Source organism: Mycobacterium timonense (assembly GCF_025821985.1).
GTDB lineage: Bacteria > Actinomycetota > Actinomycetes > Mycobacteriales > Mycobacteriaceae > Mycobacterium > Mycobacterium avium.
In genome coordinates, this window is sequence record NZ_JACKSY010000104.1 from 608,660 (window position 1) to 618,196 (window position 9,537).

The window sequence follows — 9,537 nt, forward strand, 5'->3', positions numbered from 1 at the left end:
GGGCGGCCTCACAGCCGAGCGGTGATCCAGCCGACCACATCGTCGAGCACCTGCTCGCGCTCGGGCTCGTTGAACACCTCGTGGTAGAGCCCCGGGTAGACCTTCAACTCGACGTCGGCCGAGCCCACGCATTCGACCAGGCGCCGGCTGCCGGCGACCGGGATCAACCGGTCGTCCGAGCCGTGCACGACCAGCAGCGGCGCCGTCAGCGCCGGGGCCCGCTGCGGCATCGTCTCACCCACCTGCAACAACGCGCGGCCCACGCCGGCCGGGACCTTGCCGTGGTACACCAGGAGATCGTTGCGGTAGGCGGCCACCACCTCGGGGTCCCGGGAGACGGCGTCGGCGTCGAGTTCCTGCGCGGGCAGCCCGGGCACGATCCCGCCGAGCACCTTGGCGGCCAGCGCCAGCAGCGGCGACACCTGGTCCTGGGCCGCCACCGCGGGACCGGACAGCACCATCAGGTCGTAGTTGTCGGGGCGCTCGACGCCGTAGGCGAACACGATCCCGCCGCCCATGCTGTGCCCGACCACGATGCACTTGAGGCCGTGATGCTCCCGGGTGGCGATGCCGACCAGGGTGTCGAAGTCGGTGGTGTATTCGTGGATGTCGCGCACCAACACCCGCTTGCCGCCGGAACGGCCGTGCCCGCGATGGTCCAGCGCGTAGGTGACCAGGCCGGCCGCACCGAAGCGCCGGGCGACGTGGTCGTAGCGGCGGGCATGCTCGCCGAAGCCGTGGGCCAGCACCAGCACCGCACGCGGCGCGACCTCCGGCGTCCAGACGTCATAGACGATGCGCACACCGCCGACGCCGTCGAAACTACGTTCGGTCCGGTTCACTGCGGGTCCCTCATCATTACCGGCAGCGTAATGGCTGCGGGTCCGCGCCGCGCTTGCAGACACTGCGTACGCTCATGCGGGTGAGCCTGCTCGCGCAAACCCCTGAAGGTGACTCGGTGGTGGGCGCCGATTTCACCGCGCACGCCGAACCGTACCGGCGTGAACTGCTGGCCCACTGCTATCGGATGACGGGATCCCTGCACGACGCCGAGGATCTGGTGCAGGAGACGCTGCTGCGGGCCTGGAAGGCCTACGACCGCTTCGAGGGCAAGTCCTCGGTGCGGACCTGGCTGCATCGCATCGCCACCAACACCTGCCTGAGCGCGTTGGAAGGCCGGCAGCGCCGGCCACTGCCGGTGGGACTGGGCGCCCCCAGCGCGGACCCCACCGCCGAGCTGGTCGAGCGTCGCGAGGTGCCCTGGCTGGAACCGCTGCCGGCGCTGTCCGACGACCCGGCCGACCCGTCGGTGATCGTCGGCTCGCGCGAATCGGTGCGGTTGGCGTTCGTTGCCGCGCTGCAATACCTTTCGCCGCGGCAACGGGCGGTGTTGCTGCTGCGCGACGTGCTGGGCTGGCGCGCCGCCGAGGTCGCCGAGGCGATCGGCACCACCACGGCCGCCGTCAACAGCCTGCTGCAACGCGCCCGCGCCCAGCTGGACGCCGTCGGGCCCAGCGCCGATGACCAACCGGCGCAGCCCGATTCGGCCGAGACCCAAGACTTGTTGGCGCGCTACATCGCCGCGTTCGAAAGCTACGACATCGACCGCCTGGTCGAGTTGTTCACCGCGGAGGCGATCTGGGAAATGCCGCCGTACACCGGGTGGTATCAGGGCGCGCGGACCATCGTCACCCTGATCCATCAGCAATGCCCGGCCGAGGGCGCCGGCGACATGCGCCTGCTGCCGCTGATCGCCAACGGCCAACCGGCGGCGGCCATGTACATGCGGGCCGGCGACGTCCATCTGCCCTTCCAGCTGCACGTGCTGGATGTGCGCGGGGACAGGGTTTCGCATGTGGTGGCCTTCCTCGACGACAGCCTGTTCGCCAAGTTCGGGCTGCCCGCCGCGCTGGGTCCCCGGCAGGAAGGTGTGCGCGCATGACGAGTTCCACCGTCGGGGTCACGCCGGTACCCGGCAACCCGCGGCTGTTGCTGAGCGCCTATGACCTTGCGACGGTCGGATACGTCGCCGAGGAGTTCTTCGTGTCCGCGACGGCGTCCCGTTACGGCCCGACGGGCGAGCTGGGCGCCGACGGGTGCTGGGAGGTAACCCGTTGCGGCGCCGCCGATTTCACCACCCGGGTCGTGGTGCTGACGCCCGCCGAGCCGGCCCGGTTCAACGGGACCGTGCTGGTGGAGTGGCTCAACGTGAGCGGCGGCATCGATGCCGCCGCGGTCTGGATGATGGCACACCGCGAGATCCTCCGCGCCGGTTACGCGTACGTCGCGGTGTCGGCCCAGCGGGTGGGCGTCGAGGGCGGCGAGAGCCTGCTCGGCGCGGACATGTCGCTGAAAAGCCAGGACCCGCAACGATATGCGGCGCTGCACCACCCGGGCGACGCGTTCAGCTACGACATCTTCTCCCAGATCGGCGGGCTGCTGAAAACCGGCGGGCACACGGCGATGCTGCGCGGCCTGCCGGCCCGACACGTGATCGCGCTGGGCGAGTCCCAGTCGGCGATGTTCCTCACCACCTACATCAACGCCGTCGACCCGCTGGCCGGCGTCTTCGACGGCTTCCTGGTTCATTCCCGGTTCGGGCCTGCCGCCCCGCTCGACGGGACCTCGATCTTCACCGAATCGACTGAGCCGCAAGCGGTGACATTCCGGCCGGAGCTGCGCGTCCCGGTGCTGACGTTGATCACCGAGACCGATGTGTTCGGCGGTCCGCGCGAGGGCTACTACTTCGCCCGCCAGCCCGACAACCCCAGGCTGCGGGTCTGGGAGATCGCCGGGGCCGCGCACGCCGACAACTACACGATTCAGGTGGCTTTCATCGACAGCGGCTCGGCGCCACTCGAGGACATCGTTTCCGGCTACGCGCCGACCAACATGCTGATGGGCCAGCAGTTGCCGCACTACATCAACTTCGGCCCGCAGCACCACTACGTGGTGCAGGCAGCGCTGGCGGCCCTGAACACCTGGGTCACCGCCGGCCAGCCGGCGCCGGGAGCCGAGCCGTTGCAGGTGCGGGAAGGCCCTGCGCCGCAACCGGTTCTGGACGGCAACGGGCTGGCCCGCGGCGGCCTCCGCACCCCGTGGGTGGACGTCCCGATCGCCCGAACCTCGGGGCTGGGCGGTCAGGAGAGCGTCATGTCGGCGATCTTCGGCTCCGGCGAACCGTTCGACGCCGCCACCCTCGAGCGGATGTATCCCGGTGGGCGGACCGAATATCTGGAGCGCTTCACCGTCGCGCTGGACGCGGCGATCGGCGCCGGGTTCATCCTGCCCGCCGACCGCGCCGAGATACTGCGGCTCGCCGCCGCGACGTTTCCGGGCTAGAACAGCCGGCTGTCCGGCGGTGGCCCCGGCACCGGGCGCACCAGCCCGGCCCCGGTGATCAGCGGCAGGTCCAGCGCCGACAGCAGGCCGGGCGGCGCCGCGCACACCGCCGGGATGGCGTTGACCATCCGCGACGACCCGGCAATCCGGGCTCCCAGATCGTGGTCGTGATCCTCGGCCATCTCGAATTCGCAGCGCATGCTGGGCGAACCCTCGATCTCCACCCGGTACAGACCGCGGCCCGACGCCAGCCCGTAGCCCAGGTCCTTGGGCGCGATAGCAATCCGCGGCTGGGGCCAATCCGGCGCCAGGTCGTCACGCATGCGGGTCACGTGATCGAGCACGAACGTCGGCTTCGCGCCGACGTAGCCGGTCAGCGTCGAGCGCATCGCGGCGATGGTCCCCGCCGCGATGTGACCGGTTGGCGTGTCGAAGGATTCGGGCGCCGGAATGCGCTCGTTGCTCTCCTCGATGTGGTCGATCTCGACGCCCAGTCCGGCGGCCAGCTGGTGCAGCACGGGACCCCAGCCGAAGGTGAAGATGCCCGGCTGGGCCGCGAATGCCGGGTGGTCCGGCGGCTGCCCGAACCCGAGGATCTCGTAGACGGCGGAGGCGTCCGGATAGGTCGCGTAGTTGAACATCTCGGTGACCCGCACCGATTCGATCACCCTCGACACGCCGGTAAGTACCAGTGGCAGAACGTCATTGGCGAATCCGGAGTCGATGCCGGTGGTGAAGAAGGACACCTGCCCCTCGAGCGCGGCCGCCCGCAGCGGCTCGGTGAAGGCGCTGTCGACGGCGTCGGGAAAGACGAGCGGCACCACCGAGCACGACACCACGTTCTTTCCGGCCCGCAGGATCGACACCATGTCCTCGACGGCCTCCAGCGGCCGCAGGTTGGCGCCGGCGGCGTATACCACGGCGTCGGCGTCGCCGGCGAGCATCGCCGCCGGGTCCTGGGTGGCCACCACGCCGACCGGCGCGACGCCGCACAGCTCTCCGGCATCCCGGCCGGCCTTGGCGTCGCTGTGCACCACCAGGTCGACCAGCTCCAGCTGCGGGTGGTCGATCACCCCGCGCAGGGCGATCACGCCCATCGAACCCGGGCCCCACACTCCCACCTTGTACACGCTCTTCTCCTAATATTAGGACGTCTTCTGCGGTATTTTGGACGGATAGTAGGAAGGCGACGGTGGCCAAGTCAATTGGTGAGACCCCGAGCAGGTCGGGCGTGAAATCGCCGCCGACCGCGCGGGTAATGGATGTGCTTGCGGCCGTGGCCGATTCACCCGGCGGCCTGACGTCGGCCGAGCTGGCCAAGGGCTGCGCGATCAGCAGTTCGACCTGCGCGCTGGTGCTGGCCGAGCTGGAACGGCGGGCCTGGGTGACGCGGCGCGACGATCGCCGCTACGTGCTGGGCAGCGGCCTGTTCGGGCTGGTGCACGGGCTGCGCGAGCAGTTCCCGCTGCTGGACCGCGGGCGCGACGCGCTGCGCTTGCTGCACGAGCGGCTCGGCGCGGGCTGCTCCATGTCGAAGATCGGCGCCCGGCACCTGACCACCGTCGACAGCGTCGGCCACGGCACCGACGGCGAACACGCCGTCGGACAGCGCTTCCCCATCGACCCGCCCTTCGGTCTGGTGGCGATGGCCTGGCGCGACGACGATGCCGTCCAGGCCTGGCTGCGTCGCGTGACGCCCCGGCTCACGCGCACCGAGATCGCCCAGCACCAACGGGTGCTCGCCGACATCCGGGCCCGCGGCTACGGCGCGTGGCGGTTCGACGACACGCACCGCTCCCTGCACAATCGGCTGGCCGAGGTGCTGGCATCGCTGGAGCCGACGGCCCAGGTCACCCGGCGGCTCACCACGCTGATGACCATGGTGACCCTGCGCTCCGTCACCGATGTCCTCGAAACAGAGTTGTCCACAACGGAATTCGTGGTGCTTCCGATCTTCGGCCACGACGGCCAGCCGGAATACCAAATCGAGATCCACCTCGGTCACTCGGTCGGCTTGACCCTGCCCGAACTCGACGACGCGCTGGAACAGGCCCGGCGGCTGCTCACCGCCCCGGTTCGCTGAGCCGGGCGGCGACTAGTCTGGGGACATGTCAGCCGGCTTCGAGATTCGGCGGGCGGCGACCCGGGCCGTCACCACCACACCGTGGCTGACATCGCGGCACTCGTTCTCGTTCGGCGACCACTACGACCCGGACAACACCCACTTCGGGCTGCTGCTGGTCAACAACGACGACATCGTCTCCCCGGGAACGGGATTCGACACCCACCCGCATCGGGACATGGAGATCGTGACGTGGGTGCTGGCCGGTGCGCTGGCGCATCAGGACTCGACCGGCAATCGTGGGGTGGTCTATCCCGGTCTGGCGCAACGCATGTCGGCGGGCCGCGGCATTCTGCACTCGGAGCGCAACGACTCCCCCAGCCTCCCGGTCCATTTCGTGCAGATGTGGGTGATCCCCGACGAAGCCGGGATCGACCCGAGCTACCAGCAGCACGAGATCGACGACACCGCGCTGGGCGGCGGCCTGGTGACGATCGCCTCGGGCATACGGGGCCACGACGCGGCGATCAGCCTGCACAACCGCAACGCCGCACTGCACGGCGCCCGGCTGCCGGCGGCCGCCGCCGTTGACCTTCCGGCGGCGCCCTACCTGCACGTTTTCCTCGCCCGGGGCCGGGCCGACATCGAGGATGTCGGGGAACTGCACCCGGGCGACGCGGTGCGGTTCACCGACACCGACGGCCGCCGCGTCACCGGACTCGAGCCGTCGGAACTGCTGATCTGGGAGATGCACGCCCGACTGGGCGGCTGAGGTCATAGAGGGCCGGCGACGCGAGCCCATAGAGTGGGCACGACAGACAGGAGTCGGCATGGCCAGATCGCACCCGCAGCACGCGGCGCCCAACCCCAACCGGAACATCAAGGCGGTCCGCACCGTTCGGTTCTGGGCGGCTCCCCTGGTTATCACGTTGGCGCTGATGTCCGCGTTGTGCGCGCTGTATCTGGGCGGCATCTTGAACCCGACGACCAATCTGCGTCATTTCCCCATCGCGGTGGTCAACGAGGACGCGGGCCCCGGCGGCGCGCAAATCGTCGACCGGCTGGCCACCGGATTGGACCGGAACAAGTTCGACATCCGGGTGCTCTCGCGCGACGAGGCCAAACATCAACTGGACACCGGACGGGTGTACGGCTCGCTGCTGATACCGCCCAGCTTCTCCTCGAAGCTGCGCGACTTCGCCACCAGCGCGGTGTCGCCCGCCCGCCCCGACAAACCGTCGATCACCGTCTCCACCAATCCGCGGGCCGGCACGCTGGGCGCCAGCATCGCTGGGCAGACCCTCAACTCGGCGATGGGGACGGCGAACGGGATAGCCGCGCAACGGGTTATGGCCGAGGTGACGGCGCAGACCGGCGGCACGCCGCTGCCCGGGGCGACCCAGGCCGGCCTCAGCTCGCCGATCGAGATCCAGTCGGTCGTTTACAACCCGCTGCCCAACGGCACCGGCAACGGGTTGTCGGCCTTCTATTACGCGCTGCTGCTGTTGCTGGCCGGCTTCACCGGCAGCATCGTGGTGAGCACCCTGGTCGACGCCCTATTGGGTTACGTGCCGGCCGAATTCGGCCCCGTGTACCGCTTCGCCGAGCAGGTCCGCATCTCCAGATTCCAGACGTTGCTGTTGAAGTGGGCGATGATGGTGCTGCTCGGGCTGCTCACGTCGGCGGTGTATCTGGCGATCGCCAACGGGCTCGGCATGCCCATCGACCTGAGCTGGGAACTGTGGGCCTACGGCGTATTCGCCATCGCCGCAGTGGGTATCACGTCCAGTTCGCTGCTGTCGGTGCTGGGGACGGCCGGCATGTTGGTCAGCATGCTGGTGTTCGTGATCTTCGGGTTGCCGTCCGCCGGCGCCACGGTGCCGCTGGAGGCGACGCCGCCGTTGTTCCGCTGGCTGGCCGAATTCGAGCCCATGCACCAGGTTTTCCTGGGCACCCGCTCGCTGCTGTACTTCGGCGGCCGCGGCGACGCCGGCCTGAGCCAGGCGCTCACCATGACGTCGGCCGGCCTGGTCATCGGGCTACTGCTGGGCGGCATCGTCACACATCTCTACGACCGCAAGGGCTTTCACCGCATTCCGGGCGCGGTCGGATTCGCGATCGCCCAGGACCACCAGGCCCAACACCAGGCCCGGCGCGGCAAGTCCACTCAGCCGCCGGACAGCCCCGTCGAGCCGGAGACCCCGGCCGAGCCGGAGAGCCCCGACGAACCCGAAAGCCCAAGCGCGCAAACGTAATTCGGACGTGCCCGGAACGTCACCGACCCGTTACTTATGTTGACAGTGAGACTTGTGGGGCGGATGATGTGTACGTTGCATTCACTTCATGGCCGAAAGGGCTATCGTGCTGACCCGACGCGCCAGCTTCCGCCGGCTGGCGGCGTGCTGCACCGCCCTGTCCGCCTGCCTCACCCTGGCCGTCACCTCCGGGCAGCCGCTGGCCCGGGCCGCTGACGGCCGCGACCTGCTGGCCAACGCGATCAGCAGCACCCGCGGCTCCTACCTGGTCTACAACTTCGGCCCCGGCCATCCGGCGCCGATGCTCAACGCCGGCGGCAGCTGGTATGAGATGAACAACGGCGGGCACCTGATGATCATCAAGAACGCGGCCGGACGGCTTTCGCCGCACCTGCTGGTCGACACCCACCAGGGCGACCAGGCCCGCTGCGAGAACAACCCCGGCGCGCGCACCGCCGAGGGGCTGTGGCAGGCCTCCGAGCTCTACGCCCCGCTGCAGGCGTGGCAGCGGATGGGCCAGCCGACGATCGCGATCAACGCCAACTTCTTCGACGTGCGCCCGCAGAAGGGCGGCTCCTGGCGCCAGACCGGCTGCAGCTCGCCGCTGGGCGCCTTCGTGGACAACACCAACGGCCGCGGCCGGGCCAACCAGGCGGTCACCGGCACCGTCGCCTACCCCGGCAAGCAGGGCCTGTCCGGCGGCGGGGAGAGCTGGAGCGCGCTGACCACGATGATCCTTCCGTCCGGCGGGGCGCCATATGTGGTGTGGCCCAAGACCAAAAGCGACTACGACGCCGCCACTCCCGTCGTCGCCGACCTGCTGAACAAGAACGAGAAGTTCGTCGCAGTGTCCGGCATCGGCCTGCTGGCACCCGGCAACACCGGGCAGCTGCACGACGGCGGGCCGAGCGCGGCGCGCACCGCGATCGGCTACGCCCGGCAGAAGGACGAGATGTACATCTTCGAGGGCGGCAGCTACACCCCGGACAACATGCAGGACCTGTTCCGCGGCCTGGGCAGCGACAACGCCGTGCTGCTCGACGGCGGGGGCTCGTCGGCGATCGTGCTGCGCCGCGACACCGGCGGGATGTGGGCCGGCGCCGGCTCGCCGCGGGGATCGTGCGACACCCGCCAGGTGCTCTGCGACTCGCATGAGCGGGCGCTGCCTAGCTGGCTTGCCTTCAATTAGCTTCCGCTGCAGAGGGTTTGGCCGCGGGCGGGCCGAACCGGAAGATCAGCAGGCTGGCGGCGATCACCGCCGCCGCGACCACGAACACCGGCGCGACCACATACCGGGACATCGTCGCGCCCAGGAACGCGCCGGCGCACATCGTGGCGACGACGCCGATCCGCAGCCGCTGCCGTTCGCCGGTACCGCCGGCCAGGCGACTGTCCAGGCCGAGGCTGACGATCGTCGACGTCAACACCGTGGTGGACAACTCCTGGATCCCGAACTGCCGCGCACTGGAGTGCTGCAGACCGAACGTCACGGCGAGGATGCCGATCATCAGGAGCTTCGAATCCTGTTGGTAGCTCAGGATTCCCGACCCCGCCAGCACCGACAGTCCCACCAGTAACACGATCTCGGTCGCCAGCACCGTGCTGATCCACGCCCGGACCCGCTCGCCGAAATGCCGTGCCAGCCTGCCGCTGAGGATGGTGGTGCAGGCGAAGGTGGGCAGCGCCACCACGACCGCGGTCAGGTCAATGCTGGTCCGCGGCGCCAGCCAGAACCCCAGGAAGATCACGTTTCCGGTCATGTTGGCGACGAAGACGTGACCGAGCACCAGGATGCTGATCGCGTCGGCCAGTCCGGTCGCGAAGGTCAGCAACAGCAGCGCCGCCACCGTCCACCGTTTCGATACCGGGGAGGTAACG

Annotated in this window: 8 protein-coding genes and 1 pseudogene; 6 read left to right on the forward strand and 3 right to left on the reverse strand. The window is 69.4% G+C overall.

The genetic code is table 11. The annotated features are described in order from the left end of the window. Positions 1-8 precede the first annotated feature (8 nt). Positions 9-803: an alpha/beta hydrolase gene (locus H7I87_RS25390; protein WP_372454838.1), complete on the reverse strand. Its 795-nt coding sequence runs from the start codon at positions 801-803 to the stop codon at positions 9-11. On the opposite strand from H7I87_RS25390, the pseudogene H7I87_RS25395 reads away from it, so the two are divergent. After that, a pseudogene (locus tag H7I87_RS25395) lies at positions 796-1,942 on the forward strand (sigma-70 family RNA polymerase sigma factor). The gene H7I87_RS25390 and the pseudogene H7I87_RS25395 overlap by 8 nt on opposite strands. After that, entirely contained in the window at positions 1,939-3,342 is a 1,404-nt protein-coding gene (locus H7I87_RS25400) for an alpha/beta hydrolase domain-containing protein (RefSeq protein WP_009979722.1), read from the forward strand. Before H7I87_RS25395 ends, H7I87_RS25400 begins: the two are co-directional and overlap by 4 nt. On the opposite strand, the gene H7I87_RS25405 is transcribed toward H7I87_RS25400, so the two are convergent. Continuing rightward, positions 3,339-4,472, reverse strand: coding sequence for an NAD(P)H-dependent amine dehydrogenase family protein (locus H7I87_RS25405; RefSeq protein ID WP_009979723.1), 1,134 nt, complete (start codon positions 4,470-4,472; stop codon positions 3,339-3,341). The genes H7I87_RS25400 and H7I87_RS25405 overlap by 4 nt on opposite strands. Positions 4,473-4,534: 62 nt before the next feature. Between H7I87_RS25405 and H7I87_RS25410 the strand changes: the two genes are divergently transcribed. The 4 genes from H7I87_RS25410 (at position 4,535) to H7I87_RS25425 (ending at position 8,848) form a co-directional block, all read left to right on the forward strand. Further along, positions 4,535-5,425, forward strand: coding sequence for a MarR family transcriptional regulator (locus tag H7I87_RS25410; protein WP_019732227.1), 891 nt, complete (start codon positions 4,535-4,537; stop codon positions 5,423-5,425). Positions 5,426-5,450: 25 nt separating this feature from the next. Continuing rightward, on the forward strand, positions 5,451-6,176 hold the full coding sequence (locus H7I87_RS25415) for a pirin family protein (protein ID WP_011726378.1): 726 nt from the start codon (positions 5,451-5,453) through the stop codon (positions 6,174-6,176). Positions 6,177-6,234: 58 nt separating this feature from the next. Further along, positions 6,235-7,659 (forward strand): YhgE/Pip domain-containing protein, encoded by a 1,425-nt coding sequence (locus tag H7I87_RS25420; RefSeq protein ID WP_011726379.1) that lies wholly within the window; start codon positions 6,235-6,237, stop codon positions 7,657-7,659. Positions 7,660-7,738: 79 nt separating this feature from the next. Further along, the gene (locus H7I87_RS25425; RefSeq protein ID WP_085978618.1) at positions 7,739-8,848 is read left to right on the forward strand and encodes a phosphodiester glycosidase family protein; all 1,110 of its coding nucleotides are present in this window, start codon (positions 7,739-7,741) and stop codon (positions 8,846-8,848) included. On the opposite strand, the gene H7I87_RS25430 is transcribed toward H7I87_RS25425, so the two are convergent. After that, positions 8,841-9,506: a YoaK family protein gene (locus H7I87_RS25430; protein ID WP_011726381.1), complete on the reverse strand. Its 666-nt coding sequence runs from the start codon at positions 9,504-9,506 to the stop codon at positions 8,841-8,843. The two genes, H7I87_RS25425 and H7I87_RS25430, sit on opposite strands and share 8 nt — an antisense overlap. Between the last annotated feature and the right edge of the window lie 31 nt (positions 9,507-9,537).

What these genes read in the sequence shown, in the direction of transcription:
- H7I87_RS25400 (WP_009979722.1), top strand. Translation starts at nt 1,939, where the DNA reads ATGACGAGTTCCACCGTCGGGGTCACGCCGGTACCCGGCAACCCGCGG.
- H7I87_RS25415 (WP_011726378.1), top strand. Translation starts at nt 5,451, where the DNA reads ATGTCAGCCGGCTTCGAGATTCGGCGGGCGGCGACCCGGGCCGTCACC.
- H7I87_RS25420 (WP_011726379.1), top strand. Translation starts at nt 6,235, where the DNA reads ATGGCCAGATCGCACCCGCAGCACGCGGCGCCCAACCCCAACCGGAAC.